Below are 22,957 nucleotides of genomic sequence, written 5' to 3' on the forward strand. Positions count from 1 at the left end.
CTTCGTGCCCAACCCGCGCCACGGCCGTCGTACGGCCGCGAAACTCCAGGCGGCGCAGCAGGCCCTGTCCCGCTTCCCGCGCCGCAAGGCCAAAGACCGCACCGCCGGCCACCGGCGCGCGGTGGAGAAGGTCGCCCAGCTCCACGGCAAGGTCCGGCGCCAGCGGCTCGACCACGCACACAAGACCGCTCTGGGTCTGGTCCGCGCACACGACTTCATCGCGCACGAAGACCTCAAGATCCGCAACATGAACAAGGCCCCCGCACCCAGGCCCGACCCCGGCCGGGCAGGCGCGTTCCTGCCCAACGGGGCCGCCGCGAAAGCCGGGCTCAACAAGTCGATCCACGATGCCGGATGGGGGGTGTTCCTGACGATCCTGCACGCCAAGGCTGAAAGCGCCGGACGGGAAGTGATCGCCGTGGACCCCCGCAACACCTCCCGCACCTGCCCCGAATGCGGGCACACCGCGAAGGAGAACCGGCCCGCACAGGAAAAGTTCCACTGCCTCTCGTGCGGCCACACCGCGCACGCCGACACAGTGGGAGCCACCAACGTTCTACGGGCCGGGCTGGTCCGTCGCAACGCCAACCCGGCGTAACGAGAAGCCCCCGGCTTCAGCCGGAGGAGGAGTCACCTGGGTCGTCTTCCGCGTGCCGGCCTCGCCGTGCACCGCCGCGCCCCACACCAGGGGCGGCCCGGCGCTCGTCTGCCTTCTGGAATTGCGGCATGCCGGTGGGAGTCCGGCGCGGCAGCCGACTGTCGTCGCGCACCCCTCATACGATCACGGCTATGGGCGAGCGGTGGTCTGCGGCGGCGCCTCGGCCGCCTCGGCAGGGCGGATGGTCGCGGTTGACGTCGTCGCGTTTCGTGCCGGCGGCGGTGATCTCGCTGATCATCGCGGCCTTGGCCGGGCTCTTCGTCGGCGCCTACTGCTGGGCCATGGCCAATCCCGTACCGCATCGCATCCCCGTCGCGGTGACGGGAAAGTCGGTCGCGGGCGACCGGTTCATCAAATCCCTGGAGGCCACGCTAGGTACGTCGCTGGTCCTCCACCCGTACCCGGAATACGACAGGGCGCTCGCCGCGGTCGACGCCCAGCGGGAGTTCGCGATCCTGCAGCGCCGACCGGCTGGGGTGGAGGTCGATGTGGCGAGCGCGGCGGGCGCGTCGGTCGCCCGGGTCCTCGGCCAGAGCGCCCCGGAGGTGGGCCGGGCGCTCAGCATTCCCGTCCAGGTCAGGGACGTCAAACCGCTTCCGGCCACCGACCCTCAGGGGCTCGCTCTCTTCTACATCGCGCTGGGGTCGACCATTCTCGGTTTCGTCGGTGCCATCCAGCTCGGGGTGCATGCTCAGACGCTACGGCCGGTTGAACGGATCGCCGTCACCATCGGCTATTCCGTGCTGGGCGGCCTGTGGATCTGCATCATGGCCGACTGGGTGCTCGGCGTGGTGCGTCTGCCGTTCGCCCAGTCATGGGGGATCTGCACATTCACCATGGTCACGGCGGGCATGATCTTCACCGCGTTCCACACCTTCCTGGGCCGCTGGGCGTTGCTCCCGACATGGCTGCTGCTGGTCATCCTCGGCAACCCCTCGTCCGGGGGCGCGGTCGCGTGGCCGCTGCTTCCGCCGGTCCTGGGCTTTCTGGGGCGGTTCCTACCTCCGGGGGCATCGGTGAATGCCCAGCGCAACGCCATCTATTTCCCGCACAACCAGCACGTCGAGCCGTACATGGTGCTCGCCGTGTGGTGCCTGGTAGCCACGTCTGTCTTCCTTGTATGGCGTGCACGCCATCCCGCCGGCCGGACGACCGTAGAGGCCCTCGCGCCCGGCGCGGGATGAGCGCGCTACTCGTCTCCGGCCCCGGGATCAAAAGAGGCCGAAAGGGTGGAACGCCAGGACGAGACACCGCGGCAGAGTCTCGTCGCCCGCCTGGTGGAGGTGAGGGTCTGGGCCGCTCGCGAGGCGGGTTCACCAGCAAACTCCACCTGAGAGGGTGGTAGGTGACGTGATGTCGCATCTGACGTCACCGGAAGGTGTGGCACAGCCGCATCTCCGCTGTTTGGGAGACTCGGGAGTGCTGGAGTGTCGCCCGTGAGCGACCGCCAGTCCTACAAGAGCGACTTGTCCGACGGGCGCTGGGCCCTGATCGAGCCCGTGGTCACCTCTTGGAAAGCCCGGCATCTCTCTGTCAGTGGCCACCAGGGCAACTACGACATGCGGGAGATCGTCAACGCCCTGCTCCACCAGTCCCGCACAGGCTGTCAGTGGGACTACCTCCCGCACGACCTGCCGCCCGCCGACGCGGTGAAGTACTACTTCTACAAGTGGCGCGACGACGGAACCGACCAGACCATCCACGACCTGCTGCGCTGGCAGGTCCGCGAGAAGAAGGGCCGATCAGCCGACCCCAGCCTGGTAGCGCTCGACACCCAGAGCCTGCACGCCGCCGCCGGAGTCCCGGCCGGCACAACCGGACGGGACGCGAACAAGAAGGTGCCAGGTCGTATGCGGGGACTGGCCGTCGGCGTCCTGGGCCTGGTGATCGCGGTGGTGGTGCTCGCCGCCTCCGTCCACGACAGCGCCTTCGGCACCGCCCTGCTCGACAAGGTCGCAGCCAGCACCGGCGCCGTGCAGAAGGCCCTGGTGGACCAGGGGTTCAAGAAAACCGTCGTGGATCACGGGCAGCAGGTGGGCATCGAGGACGAAGTCGTCGAGCGCAACCCGGCCGACGCCGGGTTCGCCCCCCAGCCCAAGCGGTGGATCGTGGAGCAGACGAACGGGATCTTGATGCTGCACCGCAAGTTGGTGCGCGACCACGAGCATCGGTCCGCCTCGGCCTCGTCCAGGGTGTGCTGAGCGATAAGCGACCGGATGTCGGATGCTGACCGGCACTTCCAGCTCTGCCCGGCGCGGCGCATGACCGGCGGGGAACTGACCCTGGGGGCACTGCTGGTGCGGCTGGAGGAGCGGCAGCGGGAGATCGCCGCGCAGGCCGAAGCGGCCCGGGAGAAGATCGCGGAGCTGACAGCACTGTTGGACGGGCTCGACACGGCTGCCGAGGAGATCCGGATCACCCGCAAGACACTGCTGGAACTGCCCGATCCCGAGGCGCCCGTGCCGCCGGCCGCGCAACTGCCGGGCCCCTCCTGCGCACGAGCCGTGGTAGGCAGGTCTGATGATCAGTCGACTCCCTCTCGATCAGCAACTCGAGTCCCTTCGTGTAGTTCTGTCCCGTAACGGCATGTTGACGGAGGTGTTGGCGCGGGCTGCGACGTTGGATCTCCCCGGGTGGTATGTGACGGCCGGGTGTCTGTTCCAGACCGTGTGGAACGTCGTCACGGACAGCCCGCCGACCAACGGCATCAAGGACTACGACCTCTTCTACTTCGACGCCGGTGATCTGTCCTGGGAAGCCGAAGACGCGGTGATCAAGGCCGGGCGAGAGATTTTCGCCGACTTGCCTGTAGAGGTAGAGATCCGTAACGAGGCACGGGTCCACCTCTGGTACGAGGAAAAGTTCGGGGTCGCGTGTCCGCCGTATGACTCCACCGAGGCGGCGATCGACAGTTTCGCCGCCACGACGTGCTGTCTCGGAGTACGAGTGGAGGCGGACGGTCAGTGGCGCGTGTATGCACCGCACGGCCTGTCGGACGTGTTCAACCTCGTCGTTCGGCCAAACCCGGTGCTTGCCCCTCGGGCGGTCTATGAGGCGAAGGCAGAGCGGTGGCGAGAGCAATGGCCTGAACTGACTGTCCTGGACTGGCCTTCCACAAGTGTCACGTCGAACTCGTCAGGCCACTGACGTCGGCGGGGAGTTCTGCGGCGAGGGTGAACAGGACAGTGGAGCGACCCTGTTGGGGGCGAATGCCGATCTTGTGGAGCCGCAGGCCGATCTGGCTGCCCCTGAGCGGGCGACCTGGCTGGCCTCCGGGTAAGAGCCAGGGGCCATCATCCGGGGTGCCGATCTTGGCCTTGCCTCGTCGGTTCGCGAGGAGTTCGCGGACCAGGGTGGACAGCGGCATGGGGAGGACGACCGGCGAGGTCCCGAAGGTGATCGCAGCGGTCTCGCCGGTGATGTTGACGTCGTCGACGGTGAGCCGGCTGATGGTGGAGATCTTCTGTGCGTAGAGGATCAGCAGCAGTCCGGCGACGCGGTCCGCGGTGGGCAGGGTGTCGTCGTTGAGGAGGCGTCGTGCGTCGCCCCAGCGCTTTTCGCTGTCGATGGTGCCCTGCGGGCCCGTCCAGCGGACGGTGCCGAAGGTGAGGCCATGGGCATGGCGGAGCTGTACGGACCAGCGGACGAAGTGGCCGGTCTCGTCACTGTAGGTGAAGGCGGGATCGGTCATCCGACGTTCCAGGTCGGCTTGCATGGAGGTGTCCAGGGCGAGTCCCTGGGCGGCGAGCCGTTCGTCACGCGGCGTCAGGGCACCCGTGGCGACGAGGACGCTGCGAAGGTGCGCGAGCACCTTGCCCGAAGGAAGGTCGTCGAGGATGTCGTGGGTAACAGGCGTTCGTCGCGGCCGATGCGTTCGAGCAGGTCCTGGACCTTTGGCCGGGAGATCCAGGCCGGAGCAACGTCGGGGCGCTCGGCACTCGTCAATGCCTGGTGGAACGGCACAAGTTCACAGTCGGACCGCGGCTGCCAGCAGCACCAGGACTGACCAGGACGCGAACAGGCTGTAGGCGAAGAGAGCCATGCCGCGGTCGCCGAAGCGCAGTTGGCGGGCCAGGACCCAGCCGAAGAACACTGCCTCGGCCGCCGCGCCGACGAGCCCCCATTTCGGGTGCCAGATGCCAACCAGCAGGGCTACGGTGGCCAGGGTGTGCAGGACGCCGGCGGCGGGCACCAACCATGCCACCTTCCCCTCTCGGAGGCCGAGCCGGGTCAGTTTGTCCAGGCGCTCCACGCCGGGCCCAAACCTGGTCAGGGCCGCAAGCGCAGATGGCACGACTTCCAGCAGCAGAAGCGATGTAACGACGGCGCTCAGCGCGAACAAGCGGGACTCCAGAGCAGGATCAGCCAACGTGTCGCACGCCAGTGTGCTCGTTCGGGCCCCAGTATGAAAGATGCAGCTTCCGCATCTGGACCTGCCCACTTCGCTGTTCACCGGGCCATCCCGCGGTGCCAGGGAACGGACGATCCCGGAAAGCGGCGGTCGTATGACCCCCTCACGAGAATTCAGGGGTTAAAAGGGCGTCTCACGTGGCAAGTTTCGCGAGCCTCTTGCGGCAGCTCAGGGCGGTGGCCGTGGCCAGGCCCCGGCCCTGCCGGTCGTTGAGACCACGTACGGAATCTTGAGGCCACGAGCAGCCCATGGCAGGCTCATGCCGCATGATCGATGAGTTCGCGAAAGACAACCTGCACGGGAGACTGCGGCGGGACCGCAAGACGCTGCTCTGGAAACTCGACGGCTTGTCCGAATACGACGCCCGTCGACCTTTGACCGCGACCGGGACCAACCTCCTCGGCCTGGTCAAACACGTGGCCAGCGTCGAGGCCAGGTACTTCGGCGAGGTCTTCGACCGCCCTTCCCCGGAACCGCTGCCCCGGTGGCAGGACCACGACGGCAGCGATCAGTGGGCGACCGAGGACGAGACCCGCGATCAGATCATCGGGTTCTATCAGCGCACGTGGGAACACTCGGACGCGACGATCAACGAGCTTCCCCTCGACGCCCCCGGCCACGTGCCGTGGTGGCCGGAGCCTTGTCCCAACACGAACCTGTTCGCCGTCATGGTTCATGTCCTCAGTGAGTCCGTCCGGCATGCCGGGCACGCCGATATCCTGCGCGAGGGCCTCGACGGCCGGACCGGGCTGCGCGCCGAACACGAGCAGCGGATCGACGAGGAAGCCCGTGCAGCCTACTGCGCGAAGATCGAGCAGGCCGCCAGATCGGCCGCATCAGTCAAGGCTAGAGGTCCTGACAGAAGTTTTTGATCATGTGTCTGTCGGTTCGGTTGCTCGTTGGTGTAGCCGTGGGGGAAGCACCGGCCGAGGCCGTGGATCATCTCGGATGAACTCTGGTCGTCGATCGAGCCGTTGCTGCCCGAGCCAGGCCCGAAGCTGGTCGCGGGCCGACCTCGGGTGCCGGACCGGCAAACGCTGTGCGGGATCCTGTTCGTACTGCACACCGGGATCCAGTGCGAGTATCTGCCGCAGGAGCTGGGCTTCGGCCCGGGCATGACCTGCCGGCGGCGCCTGGCCGCATGGAACGAAGCCGGCGCGTGGGACTGCACCTGGTGCTGCTGAAAAAGCTGCGGTCGGCGAAGAAACCGGACTGGTCGCGGGCGGTGATCGACTCCTCCCACGTGCGGGCGGCCCGAAGGGGCCCCAAAGCGGTCCCAGCCCGGTCGACCGCGAGTCCTTGGCCTCGCCACCCACCGCCACGTCCAACGCCTTTGTCAGGACCTCTGAGCGGCCCGGTTCCACGACCTGTTCTTCGGACTGGCCCGGCGGGTGAGGGTCTCGCGCATGCCTGACCGGGCTGCCGGCGCGGGAGTGGAACAAGACAGCGCGGCTCCGAGTACGGCGCCCTTGTGGAGGGCGACTGGGGCGGCGAGGTGGTAGCCGACTGGTTTGTGTCGCTGCCGCTGGTGAATGGTTTCAGAGGACCGCTGCCGATCGGCTGTGGAAACTGACCCGCCCCGGACAACCGGCAGGACGAGCACAGTTGCCACGGGCCCCGGCCCTGGGCGCGGTGGTCCGGTGGGCCGGGGCACGCTCGGGTCCCCCCGGGTCCTGTGCGTGATCTCGGTGACGTTCCTCGGTACGTCGGTGCGGATCGTCTGCTCACACACCAACGGGAAGGCGCCTGAACTGCGTGGTGGGCTCAAGGAGGCGGCGCGTGGCGGTTCAGGCAGCCGTCACGACTCGGTGTGACCCGTACCGTCAAAGATCTCTAGCAGATGCTCTGGCTGTCGAGGGCGGCATCCCACCCGCCTCCCGGGTCGCCTCCGGTCGAGTACTGGTGCCAGTCGGAGTCGAAGAACACGCTGTTCTCCTGGCTGCCGTCGGAGTAGGCGGTACGTACCCAGCCCCGAGCCTGGAAGGACTTGGGCGCCGGGTAGCTGTCGATGGCCTGGGACGCACTCACGACGCCGTACCAGCGCTTGAATCCGTTGGAGTCACCGTGTGAGACGACGTGCCCGTTCTGGTCGACGAGGTCGACCGCGAGCCACCAACCCGGGCCCGACGGGAAGTGGCAGTCCATGCTGTTGTAGTCGACGTCCAACTCCGCCCAGGTGGACCGTTGACACGAGTCGTAGTAGAGGGTGATCGTTCCCAGCGTCCAACCGTCCCTGCTGTCGGTCAGCGTGTGCGAGCCGACCATGGCGCTGTAGCCGCAGGCGTGGGCCGACGGGGATGATGCCACAACCCCGAGGCAGGTCATCGGCAGTACGACCGCGGCGGCAAGCGCCAGCCGGGTTGTTCCGATCAGAGGTACGAAAGAGGGCACGGTCGTGCTCCTTGGCTGACGAAGGGCCCCCGGTCCGGGTCAGGCCCGGGGGAGGGGAGCGGGTGCAGGGAGAGACCCAGTAGCTGTAGGAGGCGTCGTTGCAGCTGAGCCGCGAGGTGCCAGGTGTGGTCACGCTCGACGGCGGCACACAGCGAGGACGGCGGCGCCGGCTACCTGCATCGGCTGGGCCTGGAGGAGCGCAGCGGCAGGCAACCGTGGCACCAGGAGGCCCGCGCGCCGAGGCCAGGGCCGGCGCGCAGGTCATCGTGCACGGCACGGCCCAGGGCAGCCGGCACAGCCACTGTCCTGCGGGTGACGGTCAGGTCCAGTTCCAGTTCTGGGGCGCGTCCCCGTGCCGCCCGTCCGGCAGGGTCGGGGAGTAGTAGTCCCAGACCAGGACGGGGTCCCCGTTCTGCGACGGGTCGGTGCCGCCGTAGTTCTTGGCGTCCATGAAATCGAAACTGCCTCCGGAGTCGGATCCGCTCTGGAGTCGTGCCCACCCGTCGTAGTCACCGGAGAGCTGGTACCAGACCTGGTTCGCCTCGGGCTGTCCGTTCTGGGTGATGCAGTGCCACAGCTGGACCCGGTGTCCCTTGTAGTCGTCGGGGATGTTGTCGTAAGTGCCACCACTGATGTCCATGTCCAGACACAGGCCGCTGCGCTGGTTGGTGATGGTGAACGCGGGTACGCCACTGGGGGTACGGACAGGGTGGAAGATCCACCCCTGCTGCGCCTGACCGTTGCAGACCCACATCTGCACCTTGTCACCGTCCTTCGACGGATCCTGGTGCGGGTCGCCGGGCGCGTAGGCAGCGTCCAGACACATGTTGCTCGCGTACGGCGTGTGAAGCTGCCAGTTCCCCGGGCTCGCGTGGGCCGTCCCCATGCCCACGTCGACCATGACCAGCGCTACCATCGCCGCCACGGCACTGAGTTTGACGGTCTTCCCCACGTTTCCCCCTGTATCGGACAGAATTCGGCGAGCGGTCGTTTCGCCTGTGCACGCATGCGGCGCTACTCCTGGTACTCCCGGCCGGATCACCCCCGCGCACAGCCGGGCCCGGCGTCGGAAGGGCACGGCAGAGACTACGGCGGATGAAGGCGGCGCGAAGGACGCCGTTGCACAGTGAGGCGGTCCCTCTGGTGCCGGACCGCACAGCGAGCCCCTTTGTCCGCCTGGCAGAGCCCGGGATACGCTCCGGCCGAACGGATTCGGCAGTCTCTCGGGGGAGTGACATGCACGGTCATGATCCGCGTACGGCCACGGCGGCACCGGGACAGGCTCGGCGGGCCGACGACGTGCTGGACATGCAGCGCGCGGCTCGAACGGGTGGCAGCGCGTTGCTGCTCCGCTGGCTGGCCGGCCGTACCGGGGCCGCCGTCCTCCTGGCGAACCGCTCGGGCGACCCCGCCTCCCCGCCCCCGCAGCCCCTCGGCAGGGCCGAGCACGATCTCGTACTGCACGGGATCCGGGAGGCCTCCGTGCGAGGGCTCAGGTCCGTGACCCTCGACGAGCAAGACCTCACCTGCGTCGTCCTTCCTCTCGACGGCCCACCAGGCGTCCGCGCGCCCTTTCTCGCGGCCGTGGTGGCACGGCCGATGCCACCCGGCCTGCTGCTCCTGCTCGCGGATGCCGCATCCGGCCTCAGCCTGTGCTGGCAACTGGAGCGCACCCGGCAGCAGCAGCGTCGGCTCCGGGACGCCGACGCGCGGATCCGGGAGGCCGTCGTGCACCTCCTGATGAACGGTCAGGTGACCACCGCACGCCTGGTCGCGGGGGCACTGCGGCCCGCGCTGCCCGACGTGACGCGGATCTACGTCGTCGAGGGACCGCACACGAAACGCAGGGCGGTCGCGGACACGTGGGCCAAGGCGGCCGACGGCGCGTGGGTTGTGCCGTGTCCTGTGTACGCAAACCATCTGGTGGTACTTGCGCCGGCCGACTGCGGGACTCACGCTGGTATGGCCGTCGAGCCGGTCTGGCCCCGCTCGGTGGCGGAGACCTGCTGCATCGGGGTGAGCGACCCGGTGCCCTTACGAGACACCGCCATCGGCTACGCGCAGGCCTTCCACGCCTTGGCCGCTGCACGTCACAGTGCTGAGCGGCGTGCGTCGTTCGCGGGCCACCCCGACCTGGCGCTCACCATCGGGCCGGCCGCGGAAGCCTGGGCGGCGGTCTTCCTCGCGCCGCTGCGTGCCTACCGTGCGCGGCGTCCGCAGGACCCGGACAGCGCGGAGCTGCTGGCCACCGTCGCGTCATGGCTCAGTTTCTCCTCCAAGGCGACGACCCATCTCAAGATCCACCGCAACACCCTGGCGGCGCGTCTCACGCTTGTGCAGAGGTTGATGGGTCTTGACCTGGAGCGGCTGCCCGACCAGGCTGCACTGGCTCTCGCACTTCGCGTGATCGGCGCGGGCATCCCCTCCGGCCCGGAGCACCGCACGTCAGATGCCGGGGGAAGGGCGCCCTCCTTGGACGGACTCCTTGCGCTGCCCCACGTCGTGATGTGGGCCCAACGACAGTTCCGTCCCGTACGAGCGCCGGGTGTCCCGGTCTCGATCCCGCAGACGCTCACCACCTGGCTTCGCCTCGATGGACGTATCGTTCCGACGGCTGCCGCGCTGTCCGTCTCGGCATCGGCGGTACGCAAGCGCCTGGAACGGAGCGAGGCATTGCTCCAACGCTCCCTGCTGCGTTCCCCGAGTGCCGTACACGACCAGTGGCTGGCACAACGGGCTCTCGACTTGGCCGAGCGGAGCGCAGCCCCACGTACCGCTTCGTCGGCCACTACCGCGGGCATATAACCCCGCCGCGGTCTCCAGAGGCTGTGTCGCAACCTCTTTCGGCAGGTCACCATAGGTGAGCTGAGCTGATGCCGTGGACAACTGCCCCTGGTGTCCGGGGCGGCCTGGCCGACGGTCTACCGGTGCTTCGCCCGGTGAATGCGCCAAGGTGCTTCACCTCGTCTCGGCAAACTACCGCTGGTTCACCGACCCTTGCCGGACGCGCCGCCTCAAGCTCGTCGGTCCCCGACGGCAGACCCTCCGCTGGTCGGGATGTGTGGCTCCGCCCGCTGCCCGCAGGCAACCCATCACCCTTGGCGCGGCACGCTCAACGCACCGCGATCCTCCTCGGCCGGCTCGGCACCACACGCAAGACCGAGTGCACCCGGCTCCAGCCGACCACGACCGGGCCCTCCACGTCGTCGCCGAGATCGACGCCGCCGGCGCCACCCCGGACGAGGAGCCCGCACGAGGCTTTCCCGCAGCCCAGCGGACCGAGAACGCGTGTCCCACACACGGGCTTGGTTCCAGGCGGTCAGGCGCCGCCGGCAGGTCATGCCCGGGCCGAAGCCCAGCTCCTGCGGCAGGTACTCCCACTGGATCCCGGTGTGCAGTACGAACAGGATCCCGCACAGCGCTTGCCGGTCCGGCACCCGAGGTCGGCCCGCGACCAGCTTCGGGCCTGGCTCGGGCAGCAACGGCTCGATCGACGACCACAGTTCATCCGAGAAGATCCACGGCCTCGGCCGGTGCTTCCCCCACGGCTACACCAACGAGCAACCGAACCGACAGACACATGATCAAAAACTTCTGTCAGGACCTCTAAGTGGACTCCGCGCGCCCCGGCCACCAGATCGAGGGCGCCTACAGCCGGATCGGAGCGGAATCGGGCCGACGCTTCGAAGCGCGTGGCGCCAGGGCATCGTGGCGCTTCTGTCCGCTTCGGGTGACGGTTTGCCCGAGTGTGTGCGGGTTCCGCACCGACGGCAAGGACGCATCGCGTCAGCCGTACGTGGTCTCGGCGGGGACCGCCCCGAACTGGCCGTCGGCGGCATCACTGCCCCAGCTTCAATCGCACATACCGATCGCTGCGCTCGTATCCACATGCTGGAGAGGTTGGAGAGCTCCCCTCCATGGTCTCGGGGACAGGAAGACCTGACGCGAGCGGGACGGGCAGGACAACGGTGATCGACACGAGAAATGACACGCTGCGGCAAGCGTGGAGCACCGTGGTCCCCGACCGGCAGGACCGGCATGGTCCGCTGCCGTCGATGATGCCGGCAATGACCGTGGTGACGGGTCTTGATGCCTACAGCTGCCTCGTCCTGGGACATGTCTTCGTCGCCAACATGACGGGGAACATCGTCTTCTCCGGATTCGCCCTTGCCGGCGCTGCCGGGTACTCGCTGGTGGCCTCGCTCGTCGCCCTTGCTGCCCTCGCCCTCGGCGCGTTCCTCGGCGGGCGCATCGCCCATCGCTCCCGTGTCCATCGTGGGCGCGTGCTGCACCGAGCGCTGATTCTGGAGACCGTCCTGATTGTCGGGGCCTGCGCTCTCGCACTGAACACCGGCCCCGCACATGCGGCGGCCTCCCGGTACATACTGATCGCCCTGCTCAGCGTGGCATTGGGTCATCATCAGAACGCCACTGGCATGGCCTCTCGCAGCAAGGTCGCCGGCGGTAACGGGGGCAGGGCCGGGCGGCGGCTGCTGTCCACCGCGGCGATCTTCGTCGGCGCGCTGCTCGGAGCCGTCAGCCTCCTGTCGTTCCGGCTCACACGGTCCGAGGCGGCGTGGATCGCCCCGCTGTAGGCAGCCGGCGCCGCACACGTTCCCGCGGGGGAGAGCGCAGCCCGCCCCGGTGCGCCCCGAGCCCCCCGCCCGATCCGTGAGGCGGTGTGCGCGCATCCCCGTAGGCGGGCCGATGCCGTGCCCCGGACTTCCTCCCGGCGTCGATATCGGCGACGGCAGCAGGATGCTCCGGGCGCCGCTCCAGAACACCAAAAATTGTCCAGTTTGTTTTGATTTGCGCATGGGTCTAGTTTTTGTGTGTGCGGTCGTACCCGGCCGTCACCGCGATCAGTGATGCGGTAGCACAGGGCTAGGCAAGGGATGCACATGACCTTGCCCGGTGCCGTCTGCGAAGGGGCGGCCCGGTTTGCCCTGTGCGCAACAGGCTGGCATGCAGTTGCCAGTGGACGGACGTGCTCCGGACCGGCGCTGTTCCCAGGAGGGTCGTGGAGCCGTCACGGCTCGCGGCCGAGTGATTGCTGTCCGACCTTGACCTGCTCGTCCGGAAGGGCTCTCATGTCCGAGAATGACGAAGCAACAGTCGTCGACCCCAAGACCGACGAAGCATCCCGCTGCCCTGTCGTGAACGGCCAGGCGCCCTACCCGGCTCAGGGCGGGGGAAATCGTCAGTGGTGGCCGGACCGGCTGAACCTGAAGATGCTCTCCAAGAACACCTCCGCGAACCCCTACGGCGAGGACTTCGACTACGCGAAGGCCTTCAGCTCCCTGGACCTGCCCGCGGTCAAGCGGGACATCGCCGAGGTGCTCACCACTTCGCAGGACTGGTGGCCGGCCGACTTCGGGCACTACGGCCCGCTCATCATCCGCATGGCCTGGCACAGCGCCGGCACCTACCGCATCAGCGACGGCCGCGGCGGCGCGGGCGCGGGCCAGCAACGCTTCGCTCCGATCAACAGCTGGCCGGACAACGCCAGCCTGGACAAGGCCCGCCGCCTGCTGTGGCCGGTCAAGCAGAAGTACGGCAAGAACCTGTCCTGGGCCGACCTGATGATCCTCTCCGGCAACGTGGCCCTGGAGACCATGGGTTTTCACACCTTCGGCTTCGGCGGCGGCCGTGAAGACGCCTGGGAGTCCGACGAAGACGTCTACTGGGGCCCGGAGACCACCTGGCTCGGCGACGAGCGCTACACCGGCGACCGCAAGCTGGAGCAGCCCCTCGGTGCCACGCAGATGGGCCTGATCTACGTCAATCCGGAGGGCCCCAACGGCAACCCGGACCCGATCGCCGCGGCCCGCGACATCCGCGAGACGTTCCGCCGGATGGCGATGAACGACGAGGAGACCGTCGCCCTCATCGCCGGCGGCCACACCTTCGGCAAGACCCACGGCGCCGGGCATTCGGACCACGTCGGCCCCGCACCTGAGGCTGCGCCCATCGAGCAGATGGGCCTGGGCTGGAAGAACTCCCTGGGAACGGGCAGCGGCGACGACACGATCACCAGTGGCATCGAGGTCACCTGGACCGACACGCCGACGACCTGGGACAACTCCTTCTTCGAGATCCTCTTCGGCTACGAGTGGGAGCTCACCCAGAGCCCGGCCGGCGCCAACCAGTGGCGACCGAAGGACGGTGCCGGCGCCGGCACCGTGCCGGATGCGCACGACCCCACCAAGCGCCACGCACCGAACATGCTGACCACGGACTTGGCACTGCGCTTCGACCCGATCTACGAACCCATCTGCCGGCGGTTCAAGGACAACCCCGAGGAGTTCGCGGACGCCTTCGCCCGCGCGTGGTTCAAGCTGACCCACCGCGACATGGGTCCGATCGTCCGTTACCTCGGACCCGAGGTCCCCAGCGAGATGCTGATCTGGCAGGACCCGCTACCCGCCGTGGACCATCCGCTGGTCGACGACACAGACATCGCTGCTCTCAAGGAGCAGGTCCTCGCCTCCGGCCTGTCGGTGTCCGAGCTGGTCTCCACCGCCTGGTCCTCGGCCGCGTCGTTCCGGGGCAGCGACAAGCGCGGCGGTGCCAATGGCGCCCGCATCCGCCTGGAACCACAAAGCGGCTGGGAGGCCAATGAGCCGGACCAGCTGGCGCGCGTGCTGCGCGCACTGGAGGGCATCCAGCGTTCCTTCAACGTCGCGCACAGTGGCGGCAAGCAGGTCTCGCTGGCCGACCTGATCGTGCTCGCCGGCGGTGCCGCGATCGAGAAGGCTGCCAAGGACGGCGGCATCGAGGTCCAGGTACCGTTCACCCCGGGGCGCGCCGACGCCCTTCAAGAGCAGACCGACATCGAGGCCTTCGCCCCGCTCGAACCGTCCGCAGACGGCTTCCGCAACTACCTCGGCAAGAGCAACCGGCTGACCGCCGAGTACCTCCTGGTCGACAGGGCCAACCTGCTCAAGCTCAGCGCGAGCGAGATGACAGTCCTCGTCGGGGGACTGCGTGTGCTGGGAGCCAACCACCATCAATCGCCATCCGCCGGCGTCCTCACCACCCGGCGAGGCACCCTGACCAACGACTTCTTCGTCAACCTGCTCGACCAGGCCATCACATGGAAGCCACTGACTGCCGGCGACACCACCGCCTTCGAGGGCTCTGACGCGGCCACCGGACAGACCAGGTGGACCGCCACCCGCGCCGACCTGATCTTCGGCTCCAATCCCGAACTGCGGGCCCTCGCCGAGGTATACGCGGCCGACGATGCCAAGGAGAAGTTCGTCCACGACTTCGCAGCAGCCTGGGCAAAAGTCATGGACCTCGACCGGTTCGACGTGACCTGAAGCCACACTTCCTCGGCTCCGCCGACGCATGCCGGCGCTGGTCATGCGTCGGCCGACCCGAATCGCGTGGCAGTGGACCCCGGGTGGAACCTGGTCGGACCGGAACCAGTTCGACGGCGAACTCCGCCAGGTCGCGGCCGAGGCCGACCCGGACGGGACGCTCGAACTCTTCGGAGTCAACGGCGCGGGCGCCATCGTCCACCGCTGGCAGCAGAGTCCGGGCAGGGACTGGTCGAGCTGGTTCCTTCATCGACGGTGCACTCAGACCGTGACCGGTCACCCAACCGTCACGCCCGTGAACTGCTCGGCAACGGGCTGACCGCGCCATCCGCGTGAGGATTCCGCCGTGAACCGGCTCGCGCCCCACCACATGGGCCAGGACACGGCGTGATCCCCCCTTCATCGCATCGCTCTGACTCGGCGACCTGCCCGGCCGGTGAACCGGACCGGGGTGGGTCGCCTGACAGCAAGTGCTCGCACAGCGCATCGCCTAAAGGGCCCGCCGAGGTCATCAAGGGCTGGCACGGCCATGACGCCGCACGAGCGGGCGGCCCCGACTCCCCTCCCTGGCCTGGAGCTCACTACGCCCCGATCTGACGACGGGCGACGGTCCCGTTCGAAGGCGTCGAGCCCGTGCACGTCGTACTCGCCACCCGCGCCGACGATCGCACCCGCCTGGTGGCGGACTTCCGCAAGATCGCGTCGGCTCAGCTCATCGCCCACGCACCGCCCGCCTAGGGCACGCCTAGGGCGTCTGCCGAAAATGACTGGGTGTAGGTATGGGGCTTGTGTTTCCATGCCGGAGTGAACATCGAGAGCTTCGGGGCTGATGTGGAGAGGCCAGGGCCCTGTGTCCGGCGGAGGACTGATGGCGATGTCGAGAACTGTGTGCGGGTACTCGCGGAAGTCCATCACCGTGACGGTTACCCGGTGAATTGGCCTGATCAGCCTGATGATTGGCTGTCGCAGGCTTCTGTGTTGGGGGCCTGGGTCGCGGAACTCGGCGGACGTCTCGTTGGCCATGTCAGCTTGTCCCGCAGCGGCGAAGGGGATCTGGCCCCCGGCTTGTGGAGCGAGCGGAGCGGGACGAGCAAGGATCTGACCGCGGTGGTCAGTCGGCTGTTCGTTGCTCCGCAGGCGAGGGGGCATGGGATCGGCTCCCTGCTGATCGGCCAGGTCGTGGAGGAAGCACGACGCCGTGGCCTGCATCCGGTGCTCGACGTCGTGGCGTCCGATGCTGCCGCGGCAGCCCTGTACGAGCGACTGGGGTGGGAGCTCATGGCCACGGTTGAGCAACGATGGAGCCCCTCTCAGTCGGTGGTCATCCACTGTTACGCGGCGGCATCGTGATGGGGCTGGTCAGAGCCACTCGTTGATGCCGGCGACAAGGACTCGCTTCGTAGCGGACCGCGCGTTTGATGCCCCTATGGATGTCAACGAGCGGGCGATGACGATGGTGTAGAGCGCTGAACTGGCCTGGCGGTCGCCGCTCCGGTGGAGTCTGCGTCGCAGAGTCTTTCCGGACGAGGCCTCCACGGGGCCGGCACCGCACAGAGCCGCAAACGATGCCTCGCTGGCCAGACGGTCGGGATTGTCGCCGGCTGCTGTCAGCAAGGCGGCAGCAGTAGCGGGACCGACGCCGTAGAGGCCCAGCAGGTCGGGCGCGCAAGCGCCGATCGCAGTACCGATTCGGGCCGTGAGGTCGTTGATCTCCTCGGTGAGGGTGCTGGACCCGCCTGGCCGACAACCGCAGCGTGTGGCGGGATGCGGCTTGCGGTTCCGTGCCGGGTGCGGGCGTCAGCTGCGAACACCGGGGGATGAGTTCGGGGCCGCTCAGCCTGGCCAGGGACTCCCGAAGCGCCGGGGCCGCCGTCACGAGAACGGCCTTGAGCTGGTTGATGGCCATGGACCGGAGCTTGACGGCGGAGTTCTTGGCCATCTTGAACAGTCGGATCGTCTCGACGGGGCCGTCGGTCGTCTTGGTGGCGTCCGTGGCCCGGCCGGAGAGCACGGCCCCGGGCCGCGGCCACCGCATCGATCGCGTCGGACTTGCCGTACCGGCGGCGGGCCGCTTTGTCGGGCTGGTTGACCTTGGTGACCGTGATGCCCTCATGGTGCAGATGGCGGGTGAGGTCGGCTCCGTAGGAGCCGGTGCATTCCACTCCGGCCCGCTGTAACTGGCCGAAAGCACGTGCCCAGGAAAGGAGTTGGGCAGGGCCGGATTCGCACCCCGACCGACGGGGGTGTGGCGTGCGTTGATCCTTCCGGTCCGGTCCTGTGCGACAGCGGCGGGGGCGAGTCGGCCGCCAAGTGTGCTGAGCTCTTCAGGGCCGGGGCCGGGGCCGGGGCCGGGAAGGGGCGGCTGGACAGCCGGGCGCGGAACTTGACCCGGGAGGTCTCCAGCAGCCCGCTGATGTGCCGGTCGGCGCCGTCGTACGCCGTGTTGCCAATGGCCGTGACATTCAGTCCGAGCGCGTGGCCGACAAGGTCGAGGAAATCCTCAACCGCTGACGGGACCGCAGCGCCGAACCCGATGGCCCATGCCCGGACGTGCGTCATCGGTTCCTCGGTGAGGCCCGGTGCCGGTCAGGTGGTGTGTCATTTGGACTCGCATCGGGCCGTCTCGTACGGAATGCCGCAGGTCGCCGGTGCTGCCGCGTTTCAGCGCCCGGCGCCGGCCGGGGTGTCGTGCAGACCCAGGCGCAGGTGCTCGACGTGGTAGAGGGCCTGGTCGAGGAGTTCGGCGACGTGGTTGTCGTAGAGCGAGTAGACGATGGAGCGGCCCTGCCGCTCGCCGGTGACGAGGCCGAGGTTGCGCAGGAGCCGGAGTTGGTGGGAGCAGGCGGAGGCTTCCATGCCGACGGCTTCGGCAAGGTCTCCGACCGCGCAGGGGCCTTCCTGGAGGCGGGCCAGGATGTAGAGCCGGGAGGGTGTGGCGAGGGCCTGGAGGGTGGCGGCGACATCGGCGGTGCCGACGGCGTCGAGGCGTTCGCGGGTGCTGGCACTGCTGGTGATGGTGTCGCGTCCGTGGCCCATACGCTCCATCATACCGGTGACACTTGAAGACCTGTTCAGATGTTCCTGTACGGTGAAGGTGTCGCAGTTGTTCCGCCCGTGAAGGGTTGTTCTGTCATGTCTTCTGTCCTGGACCGGCAGCGGTCCGCACCGCCCGCCGGCGCCCGGCGGCCGGTTCCGCCCCGGCGCCGCACCCGTCTCCTGGCGCTGCCGGAGGCCCGGTGGGCGCTGGCGTCGCTGGTGCTGTTCCTGCTCGCCCTGCCGGTCCACCTGCTGGACGGCCCGGCGTGGCTGTGGGGCACCCTGTTCGCCGTCACGTATGTCACCGGCGGGTGGGAGCCGGGCTGGGAGGGCTTGAAGGCCCTGAAGGACAAGACGCTGGACGTGGACCTGCTGATGGTCGTCGCCGCCCTCGGGGCCGCCGCGATCGGCCAGGTCCTCGACGGTGCGCTGCTGATCGTCATCTTCGCCACCTCCGGCGCCCTGGAAGCCGTCGCCACCGCACGCACCGCCGACTCCGTGCGCGGCCTGCTCGACCTCGCCCCCGCCACCGCGACCCGGCTCCGGCCGGACGGCACCGAGGAGACGGTGGACACCGAACAGCTGTCGGTCGGGGACACGATCCGGGTTCGGCCGGGCGAGCGGGTCGGCGCGGACGGCCAGGTCCTCGACGGGGCCAGTGACGTGGACCAGGCCACCATCACCGGCGAGCCGCTCCCGGTGGCCAAGCAGGCGGGGGACGAGGTGTTCGCCGGCACCGTCAACGGCACCGGCGCCCTGCGGGTACGCGTCGAGCGCGACCCGTCGGACTCGGTGATCGCCCGCATCGTGAAGATGGTCGAGGAAGCCTCCGAGACCAAGGCCCCCACACAGCTGTTCATCGAGAAGATCGAGCAGCGCTACTCGATCGGCATGGTCCTCGCGACCCTCGCCGTCTTCGCGATCCCGCTCGCCTTCAGCGACAGCCTGCAGTCGGCGCTGCTGCGGGCCATGACGTTCATGATCGTGGCCTCGCCCTGCGCGGTGGTGCTCTCCACCATGCCGCCGCTGCTGTCCGCCATCGCCAACGCCGGCCGCCGCGGCGTACTCGCCAAATCCGCCGTCGTCATGGAGCGCCTCGGCCAGATCGACACCGTTGCCCTGGACAAGACCGGCACCCTCACCGAAGGCACCCCCCATGTCACCGACCTGCGCCCCCTGCCCGGCAGCGGCCTGGACGAGGATTCACTCCTCGCGCTGGCGGCGTCCGCCGAGCACCCCAGCGAGCACCCGCTCGCCCGGGCCGTGGTCACCGCCGCCCGCAGACGCGGCCTGCTCCTGACCGATGCCGAAGAGTTCACCTCCGCCCCCGGCCAGGGTGTCACCGCCACCGTCGACGGCCACACCGTCACGGTCGGCGCCCCGGTGCGGCTGTCGGCCGGTCCCGATCACCAGCCGCACCGGGCGGTGGTGGCCGAGCTGGAGGAGGCAGGCCGGACCGCGGTTGTCGTCCTGCGCGACCATGCGCCGGTGGGCGTGCTGGGCATCGCGGACCGGCTGCGGCCGGAAGCGGCAGCCACCGTCGCCGCCCTCACTTGCCTGACCGGCCGCACCCCCATCCTGCTGACCGGCGACAACGAACGCGCCGCAAGGCACCTGGCCGCCGAGGTAGGCATCACCGAGGTCCGTGCCGGGCTGCTGCCCCAGGACAAGGTGAGGGCCGTCAAGGAGTGGGAAGCCCAGGGACGCAAGGTCCTGGTCGTGGGTGACGGCGTCAACGACGCCCCCGCGCTGGCCGCCGCGCACTCCGGTATCGCGATGGGCAAGGCCGGCTCCGACCTCGCCCTGGAGACCGCCGACGCAGTGGTCGTCCGCGACGAGCTCGTCACCATCCCCTCGATCGTTCGGCTCTCCCGTACCGCACGCCGGTTCGTCATCCAGAACCTGGTCATCGCCGGGGCGTTCATTGCCGTCCTGGTCGCCTGGGACCTGATCGGCACCCTGCCCCTGCCCCTCGGTGTCGCCGGCCACGAGGGCTCCACCGTCATCGTCGGCCTCAACGGCCTGCGCCTGCTCCGAGAGGCCGCCTGGCCCCGACTCACCAAGGACACCGCATGAGCAAACGCACCCGCCGTGCCGCCCCCGTCCCCGGAGCCGTACGGCCCACCGTCACCGTCTGCCGTGGCTGCTGCTGCGGCACACCCAAGGTCCCCGGCCTCGACCACACCGCACAGCTCCGCGATCTCCGCCAGGCTCTCGACGGCGCGGCGACCGTACGCGTCACCGACTGCCTCGACGCCTGCGAACGCGCCAACGTCATCGTCGTCCAGCCCTCCGCCGAAGGCCGCAAGAACGGCGGCCGCCCCGTCTGGCTCGGCCTCGTCAACGACCCCGACGCCACCACCGACATCACCACCTGGATCAAGGACGGCGGTCCCGGCCTCGCCGACCCGCCCGACATCCTCGACCTCTACACCTTCCGCCCCTCCCGCCGCGTCCAGGCGGAACTCCACGACGCATGACTCCCGCACCGCACCTGTCGTAAAGGAGACGATCCCCGTCCGAATCGGGCCGGCCATCTCGGATCACCGCCTTGACCCGAGATGCCGTCGTCCCTGGCCCCGCCCGGAGCCGTTCACGCGCGCCGGTCGGACCGGGGCGTCGGCAGCCCCAGGACGACCGGCCCGGCGGGCGCCGCCGAACCGATCTGACCGATCTTGACTTCGGCGCCGGTGCACCTCCCCTCGTACGGTGGAGACCGTGACCGGAGGGATGGTTGGGGGTCATGGCCTCCAGGAAACGCGTCTACGACGCCGAGTTCCGTGACGGGGCGGTACGGATCGTGACGGAGACCGGGAAACCGATTCCGGAGGTGGCCGAGGATCTGGGCATCCATCCCGGGACGCTGCACAGCCGGGTCTCGCGGGCCCGGCGCAACGGGTCGCCGTCGTCGGACCGGCCGATGGCCGAGCCGTCCGGTGGCCGGCTGCGGGAGAGTGAACGGGCGGAGCCGGAGCGGCTGCGGGCCGAGGCCAGGGAGAAGGACAAGCGCATCCGCGAGCTGGAGATGGAGCTTCCCAATCTTGTTGTCAAGCCGACGCGGCAGCGGGTTGTGCAGGCTGGTAGCACTCTCCGTCACGGATCATCGCCCACAGGACGTTGACGCGGCGGCGCGCGAGGGCCAGCAGGGCTTGTTTGTGGCTCTTGCCCTCGTTGCGCTTGCGGTCGTAGTACGCCTTGGACGCGGGGCAGCACTTGAGGCTGACCATGGCCGACAGGTACATGGCTCGCAGTAGCCCGCGGTGGTAGCGCCGAGGCCGGTGCAGATTGCCGCTGACGCGACCGGAGTCACGGGGTCTGGGGGCCAGGCCGGCGAAGCCGGCCAGCCGGTCAGCGGTGCCGAAGGCGTCCATCTCGCCGCCGGTCGCGGCGATGAACTCGGCGCCGAGCCTGGGGCCCATACCGGGCAGGCTGCGGATCACCGCGGCATGCGGGTGTTCGCGAAACCGGGCCTCGATCAAAGCATCGAGTTCGGCGATCTCCTCGTCGAGGGCCATCACCCCCTTCGCCAGCCGGAGCACCATGGCTGCGGCCAGCGTCTCGCCGGGCAGCGCGGTGTGCTGGGCCTGGGCGGCCTCCACCACGGTCTTCGCGAGAGCAGCGGCACTGTGGACCTTGCGGTTCTTCAGCCAGTTTTCGAGCCGTTTGGCGCCGGCGCGGCGGATGGCGGCCGGGGTCTGGTAGCCGGTGAGCAGGGTGATCGGACCCTTGTTCGTCAGATCCAGAGCCCGCTCCAACGCTGGGAAGATCTCGACCAGTTGTGCGCGGAGCCGGTTGATCTGCCGGGTGCGGTCGAAGACCACGTCGAGGCGGCGGGTGGTGAGGGTGCGCAGGTCGACGGCGATCTCATCGCCGGGCCGGAGCAGACCGAGGTCACGGCGGACGCGGGCCTGGTCGGCGATCACGAAGGCGTCCTTGGCGTCGGTCTTGCCTTCGCCGCGGTAGGTGCCCGAGGCGTGGTGAACGGCCAGACCGGTGAGGTAAGCGACGGGCTGACCGTGGTTGACCAGCAGGCCGATCAGCAGCGCGGCACCGCCGTGGTTGAGGTCGACGGCCCACAGCACGTCACGGGATATCTCCAGGATGTCGCCGATGAGCTGCAGCAGCTCGGCCTCGTCGTTGGAAACCCGGCGGGACAGCAGGCGGGTGCCGTCCGCGTTGATCACCACGCAGTGGTGATGCGTCTTGCCGATGTCCAGTCCGGCCCAGATCTCCGGCACGTATCCTCCGTGAGCTCGTCGTACACGGTTTCCGCAGACGACCTCGCCGGCGTTGCCCTACGAAGCGATCAAGTCGCAGTTCCCAATTGGCGGTCGAGTCGTCGCAGGACCCCGGGCGGCCAAGCTCCATAAACCATCCAAGTGGCACAGCGTGATGTCAGCCATACCCCGGGTCCCCGGGTCCGCCGATCTTACGAGTGACCGGCTCAGACCCGAGAAGAAAGGTAGGGCGCGATGTGTGCAGGCGATTCGTGGCCTTGTGGGTGAAGTGGCTGACACGGACCCGGCCGTGGCGGTCAGGGTGGTCAGCAGCTGCAAGGCCGAACAGAAGATTCCGCACCGCGTCGCCTGCCGGGCCCTGGGGGTGTCGGAGTCGTGGTACTGCACATGGTGCGACCGGCCGCCGACCGAGCGGGAGATGCGCCGGCAGCACCTGGTGGCGGAGATCGAGGAGATCTTCCGCCGCTCCGGGGGCGCTTACGGCTCGCCGAAGGTGTTCGTCGAGCCGGTGCGCCGGGGCTGGCGGGTATCGGTGAACACCGTCGCGAAGCTGATGGCCGAGCTCGGGCCGGACGGACGGAAGGTCCGCCGGCGCCGGTCACTGACCAGGCCGGGCAAGCGGCCCGCGGCCCCGGACTTCGTCCGCCGGGACTTCACCGCCAAGGAGCCCGACCTCGTCGTCCACCGGCACACCTTCCGCACCCGCTCCGAGGCCCGCATCAAGATTGCCACCTGGATCACCGACTTCCACAAAACCAGGCGGCTACACAGCGTATGCGGGTTCAAGAGCCCGATCGACTACGAACGCGAGTACAGGGCCACCCTCGCCGAGGGACTGGCCGCATAGATCGTCTCCACGCTGCGAGGGATTGACAGCAAGGTCGAACGCTCCACATCG

Annotated in this window: 20 protein-coding genes and 3 pseudogenes; 15 read left to right on the forward strand and 8 right to left on the reverse strand. The window is 68.7% G+C overall.

Annotated features, from left to right (window positions below):
* The 5 genes and pseudogenes from ACIRR9_RS43645 to ACIRR9_RS43665 all read left to right on the forward strand — a co-directional run.
* A partial coding sequence (locus ACIRR9_RS43645; RefSeq protein WP_403764322.1) for an RNA-guided endonuclease InsQ/TnpB family protein occupies positions 1 to 598 on the forward strand: 598 nt, incomplete at its 5' end.
* 182 nt (positions 599 to 780) lie between these two features.
* Positions 781 to 1,842 carry an ABC transporter permease gene (locus ACIRR9_RS43650; protein ID WP_403764490.1) on the forward strand — a complete coding sequence of 354 codons (1,062 nt, stop codon included), beginning with the start codon at positions 781 to 783 and terminating at the stop codon, positions 1,840 to 1,842.
* A gap of 252 nt (positions 1,843 to 2,094) precedes the next feature.
* Positions 2,095 to 2,853: pseudogene (locus ACIRR9_RS43655) on the forward strand (IS5 family transposase); the annotation flags it as partial.
* A 21-nt stretch (positions 2,854 to 2,874) separates the two neighbouring features.
* Entirely contained in the window at positions 2,875 to 3,240 is a 366-nt protein-coding gene (locus ACIRR9_RS43660) for a hypothetical protein (RefSeq protein WP_403764324.1), read from the forward strand.
* Positions 3,179 to 3,805 carry a nucleotidyltransferase family protein gene (locus ACIRR9_RS43665; RefSeq protein ID WP_403764326.1) on the forward strand — a complete coding sequence of 209 codons (627 nt, stop codon included), beginning with the start codon at positions 3,179 to 3,181 and terminating at the stop codon, positions 3,803 to 3,805. The genes ACIRR9_RS43660 and ACIRR9_RS43665 overlap by 62 nt, the downstream gene beginning before the upstream one ends.
* On the opposite strand, the gene ACIRR9_RS43670 is transcribed toward ACIRR9_RS43665, so the two are convergent.
* Both ACIRR9_RS43670 and ACIRR9_RS43675 read right to left on the reverse strand, forming a co-directional pair.
* Positions 3,780 to 4,469, reverse strand: coding sequence for a hypothetical protein (locus ACIRR9_RS43670; RefSeq protein ID WP_403764328.1), 690 nt, complete (start codon positions 4,467 to 4,469; stop codon positions 3,780 to 3,782). The two genes, ACIRR9_RS43665 and ACIRR9_RS43670, sit on opposite strands and share 26 nt — an antisense overlap.
* A 156-nt stretch (positions 4,470 to 4,625) precedes the next feature.
* Positions 4,626 to 5,000: a hypothetical protein gene (locus ACIRR9_RS43675; protein WP_403764330.1), complete on the reverse strand. Its 375-nt coding sequence runs from the start codon at positions 4,998 to 5,000 to the stop codon at positions 4,626 to 4,628.
* A gap of 335 nt (positions 5,001 to 5,335) precedes the next feature.
* On the opposite strand from ACIRR9_RS43675, the gene ACIRR9_RS43680 reads away from it, so the two are divergent.
* On the forward strand, positions 5,336 to 5,941 hold the full coding sequence (locus tag ACIRR9_RS43680; protein WP_403764332.1) for a DinB family protein: 606 nt from the start codon (positions 5,336 to 5,338) through the stop codon (positions 5,939 to 5,941).
* Between the two features lie 66 nt (positions 5,942 to 6,007).
* Positions 6,008 to 6,362 (forward strand): annotated as a pseudogene (locus tag ACIRR9_RS43685) (transposase); the annotation flags it as partial.
* Positions 6,363 to 6,902: 540 nt separating this feature from the next.
* Here the strand turns inward: ACIRR9_RS43685 and ACIRR9_RS43690 are convergent.
* Entirely contained in the window at positions 6,903 to 7,460 is a 558-nt protein-coding gene (locus tag ACIRR9_RS43690) for a hypothetical protein (protein WP_403764334.1), read from the reverse strand.
* 319 nt (positions 7,461 to 7,779) lie between these two features.
* The gene (locus ACIRR9_RS43695; RefSeq protein ID WP_403764491.1) at positions 7,780 to 8,376 is read right to left on the reverse strand and encodes an RICIN domain-containing protein; all 597 of its coding nucleotides are present in this window, start codon (positions 8,374 to 8,376) and stop codon (positions 7,780 to 7,782) included.
* Between the two features lie 320 nt (positions 8,377 to 8,696).
* On the opposite strand from ACIRR9_RS43695, the gene ACIRR9_RS43700 reads away from it, so the two are divergent.
* Positions 8,697 to 10,265 (forward strand): helix-turn-helix domain-containing protein, encoded by a 1,569-nt coding sequence (locus ACIRR9_RS43700; protein WP_403764335.1) that lies wholly within the window; start codon positions 8,697 to 8,699, stop codon positions 10,263 to 10,265.
* 485 nt (positions 10,266 to 10,750) lie between these two features.
* On the opposite strand, the pseudogene ACIRR9_RS43705 reads toward ACIRR9_RS43700, so the two are convergent.
* Positions 10,751 to 10,978: pseudogene (locus tag ACIRR9_RS43705) on the reverse strand (transposase); the annotation flags it as partial.
* A gap of 450 nt (positions 10,979 to 11,428) precedes the next feature.
* On the opposite strand from ACIRR9_RS43705, the gene ACIRR9_RS43710 reads away from it, so the two are divergent.
* The 3 genes from ACIRR9_RS43710 to ACIRR9_RS43720 all read left to right on the forward strand — a co-directional run bounded on the left by ACIRR9_RS43710 (position 11,429) and on the right by ACIRR9_RS43720 (position 16,135).
* Positions 11,429 to 12,055: a DUF1275 family protein gene (locus ACIRR9_RS43710; RefSeq protein ID WP_403764337.1), complete on the forward strand. Its 627-nt coding sequence runs from the start codon at positions 11,429 to 11,431 to the stop codon at positions 12,053 to 12,055.
* Between the two features lie 495 nt (positions 12,056 to 12,550).
* Positions 12,551 to 14,785, forward strand: a complete 2,235-nt coding sequence (katG, locus tag ACIRR9_RS43715; protein WP_403764339.1) for a catalase/peroxidase HPI — start codon at positions 12,551 to 12,553, stop codon at positions 14,783 to 14,785.
* Positions 14,786 to 15,673: 888 nt separating this feature from the next.
* Complete coding sequence (locus tag ACIRR9_RS43720) at positions 15,674 to 16,135, forward strand: GNAT family N-acetyltransferase (protein ID WP_403764493.1); 462 nt, start codon at positions 15,674 to 15,676, stop codon at positions 16,133 to 16,135.
* A gap of 9 nt (positions 16,136 to 16,144) precedes the next feature.
* On the opposite strand, the gene ACIRR9_RS43725 is transcribed toward ACIRR9_RS43720, so the two are convergent.
* Positions 16,145 to 16,399, reverse strand: coding sequence for a transposase (locus ACIRR9_RS43725; protein ID WP_403764341.1), 255 nt, complete (start codon positions 16,397 to 16,399; stop codon positions 16,145 to 16,147).
* Between the two features lie 1,047 nt (positions 16,400 to 17,446).
* The gene (locus tag ACIRR9_RS43730) at positions 17,447 to 17,821 is read right to left on the reverse strand and encodes an ArsR/SmtB family transcription factor (RefSeq protein ID WP_403764343.1); all 375 of its coding nucleotides are present in this window, start codon (positions 17,819 to 17,821) and stop codon (positions 17,447 to 17,449) included.
* A 96-nt stretch (positions 17,822 to 17,917) separates the two neighbouring features.
* Between ACIRR9_RS43730 and ACIRR9_RS43735 the strand changes: the two genes are divergently transcribed.
* The 3 genes from ACIRR9_RS43735 to ACIRR9_RS43745 all read left to right on the forward strand — a co-directional run bounded on the left by ACIRR9_RS43735 (position 17,918) and on the right by ACIRR9_RS43745 (position 20,942).
* Positions 17,918 to 19,897, forward strand: coding sequence for a heavy metal translocating P-type ATPase (locus ACIRR9_RS43735; protein ID WP_403764345.1), 1,980 nt, complete (start codon positions 17,918 to 17,920; stop codon positions 19,895 to 19,897).
* Positions 19,894 to 20,301: a (2Fe-2S) ferredoxin domain-containing protein gene (locus ACIRR9_RS43740; protein WP_403764346.1), complete on the forward strand. Its 408-nt coding sequence runs from the start codon at positions 19,894 to 19,896 to the stop codon at positions 20,299 to 20,301. The genes ACIRR9_RS43735 and ACIRR9_RS43740 overlap by 4 nt, the downstream gene beginning before the upstream one ends.
* A gap of 263 nt (positions 20,302 to 20,564) precedes the next feature.
* Positions 20,565 to 20,942, forward strand: coding sequence for a transposase (locus ACIRR9_RS43745; protein WP_403764348.1), 378 nt, complete (start codon positions 20,565 to 20,567; stop codon positions 20,940 to 20,942).
* On the opposite strand, the gene ACIRR9_RS43750 is transcribed toward ACIRR9_RS43745, so the two are convergent.
* A complete protein-coding gene (locus ACIRR9_RS43750) occupies positions 20,869 to 22,059 on the reverse strand; it encodes an IS110 family transposase (protein WP_403764350.1) in 1,191 nt (396 codons plus the stop codon). The two genes, ACIRR9_RS43745 and ACIRR9_RS43750, sit on opposite strands and share 74 nt — an antisense overlap.
* Before the next feature lie 268 nt (positions 22,060 to 22,327).
* On the opposite strand from ACIRR9_RS43750, the gene ACIRR9_RS43755 reads away from it, so the two are divergent.
* A complete protein-coding gene (locus ACIRR9_RS43755; protein ID WP_403764352.1) occupies positions 22,328 to 22,906 on the forward strand; it encodes an IS3 family transposase in 579 nt (192 codons plus the stop codon).
* The last annotated feature ends 51 nt before the right edge of the window (positions 22,907 to 22,957 follow it).

Origin of the sequence: Streptomyces sp. NPDC101234, from assembly GCF_044767525.1 — a bacterium.
Taxonomy (GTDB): domain Bacteria; phylum Actinomycetota; class Actinomycetes; order Streptomycetales; family Streptomycetaceae; genus Streptomyces; species Streptomyces sasae.

Excerpts from the sequence above, each read along its gene's own strand:
- ACIRR9_RS43740 (WP_403764346.1), top strand. The coding sequence starts at position 19,894 with ATGAGCAAACGCACCCGCCGTGCCGCCCCCGTCCCCGGAGCCGTACGG.
- katG (WP_403764339.1), top strand. The coding sequence starts at position 12,551 with ATGTCCGAGAATGACGAAGCAACAGTCGTCGACCCCAAGACCGACGAA.
- ACIRR9_RS43700 (WP_403764335.1), top strand. The coding sequence starts at position 8,697 with ATGCACGGTCATGATCCGCGTACGGCCACGGCGGCACCGGGACAGGCT.
- ACIRR9_RS43730 (WP_403764343.1), bottom strand. The coding sequence starts at position 17,821 with ATGGGCCACGGACGCGACACCATCACCAGCAGTGCCAGCACCCGCGAA.
- ACIRR9_RS43695 (WP_403764491.1), bottom strand. The coding sequence starts at position 8,376 with ATGGTAGCGCTGGTCATGGTCGACGTGGGCATGGGGACGGCCCACGCG.
- ACIRR9_RS43665 (WP_403764326.1), top strand. The coding sequence starts at position 3,179 with ATGATCAGTCGACTCCCTCTCGATCAGCAACTCGAGTCCCTTCGTGTA.
- ACIRR9_RS43660 (WP_403764324.1), top strand. The coding sequence starts at position 2,875 with ATGTCGGATGCTGACCGGCACTTCCAGCTCTGCCCGGCGCGGCGCATG.
- ACIRR9_RS43680 (WP_403764332.1), top strand. The coding sequence starts at position 5,336 with ATGATCGATGAGTTCGCGAAAGACAACCTGCACGGGAGACTGCGGCGG.
- ACIRR9_RS43745 (WP_403764348.1), top strand. The coding sequence starts at position 20,565 with ATGGCCTCCAGGAAACGCGTCTACGACGCCGAGTTCCGTGACGGGGCG.
- ACIRR9_RS43735 (WP_403764345.1), top strand. The coding sequence starts at position 17,918 with ATGTCTTCTGTCCTGGACCGGCAGCGGTCCGCACCGCCCGCCGGCGCC.